We start from the raw sequence: 1,474 nt of genomic DNA, 5'->3' as shown, positions 1-1,474 counted from the left end.
GCTGGCCGGAATGGAGAGACCAGGATGGCGAGTTCAATACGAAGCTGTTCCTTGCCGTCTCGTCTATGAATCATGGCAGAGGCTTTCCCAAACACGTAGAAGTAAGACTAATGCTGGACTGGCCGGAATGGAGAGACCAGGATGGCCGGTTCAATACGGAGCTGTTCCTCGCCCTCTCGTCCATGAATCATGGCAAAGGCTTCCCCAAACATGAGGAAGTGACAGTGGTGCTGGGCTGGCTTGAATGGAGACGGGATGACAAGTTCAATACGGCGCTGTTCCTCTACTACGCGTCCAGGAATCATGGCAGAGGCTTGCCCAAGCATCAGCAGGAAGTGAAAGACACGCTGAGTCGGCTGGAATCGAAAGACCAGCAGTATGAGCATGGATTCAATGAGGAGCTGTTCCGCGCTTTCTCGTCCATGTCTACGTCAAGAGGCTTGCCCCAATATGAGCAAGTGAAAGCGATTTTCAACTGGCCGAAATGGAAAGACTAGCAGCCTGTCGAACTTATGTGTCCGTAGCGAAGGTTGCGAGAAATTAAGGATAAAAATTTCTGATCCCGAGGAGAATAGCGAGCTATTTGACGAGGGAGCATGAATTTTCAGGCCAATTTATCGCAACCGCACAACTGCATGGATGCAGGAGCTGATCAGTTGCGTTTTCTGGACGCCAACAACGCCCGGCCTGTATTCGAACTGTTTACTTCTTTGACTGCCCTGCAAAAACTCAGAAAAGAGCATTCTTCTAAAAAGGCGAGACCCTTTATTATTGGAAGTTGCTCTTGATGTTTGTGAGAGTTGTCAGGAATTAGAGTTGCTTCATGGCTATTAGTTCGTTACTTTCTGCCGGTAATTGCACTACTTCACATTAAATGAACACTATTGCGGTATGACAACCTCTTTCTGGCAGACCAAATCCCTCGAACAGATGACTCCTGATGAATGGGAGAGCCTCTGTGATGGCTGCGGTCGCTGCTGCCTGCAAAAGCTGCAAGATGAGGATACAGGAGAGGTTCACTACACCTCTCTGGCCTGCAAGCTGCTGGATATTCATAGCTGCCAGTGTTCAGATTATGAACACCGCAAGGAAAAAGTCCCTGAATGCCTTAAGCTGACAGCCAGTGATATTCCTCATTTTCACTGGCTGCCAGACACCTGTGCCTATCGACTTCTGGCCGAAGGCAAACCGCTTTGCGACTGGCACCCTCTGATATCCGGAAACCCGGACAGCGTTCATTTGGCTGGCATTTCCATCGGGGCGTTTGCGCAATCAGAAAGCTCAGTGCCTGAAGAGGATTGGGAAGATTACATTATCCCCCTGCAGCCCGTCGAGCGCTGAGTCGGGCAGCCCCCGCTATCCCCGACGACATTCAGCTCCGCCGAAGGCGTCAGCTGGAATGGCCGTGTCAGGTTGCCGGGACTAGCAGCCTGTCGGACTTAAGCGTCCGTAGCGAGGATTGCAAGAAATTGAG

3 protein-coding genes are annotated in these 1,474 nt (G+C 51.0%); all 3 read left to right on the top strand.

Going from position 1 to position 1,474, the window contains the following annotated elements; translation table 11 throughout:
* The coding region (locus tag KDK18_RS05835) for a hypothetical protein (protein ID WP_257253878.1) at positions 1–497 on the top strand (497 nt) is incomplete at its 5' end.
* A 138-nt stretch (positions 498–635) separates the two neighbouring features.
* The gene (locus KDK18_RS05830) at positions 636–788 is read left to right on the top strand and encodes a hypothetical protein (protein ID WP_257253877.1); all 153 of its coding nucleotides are present in this window, start codon (positions 636–638) and stop codon (positions 786–788) included.
* 103 nt (positions 789–891) lie between these two features.
* Complete coding sequence (locus tag KDK18_RS05825; protein WP_257253875.1) at positions 892–1,341, top strand: YcgN family cysteine cluster protein; 450 nt, start codon at positions 892–894, stop codon at positions 1,339–1,341.
* Positions 1,342–1,474 lie beyond the last annotated feature (133 nt).

Source organism: Endozoicomonas sp. SESOKO3, assembly GCF_024606255.1.
The sequence above is the reverse complement of the archived record's forward strand: the minus strand, read 5'-3'. Positions and strand labels throughout refer to the sequence as shown.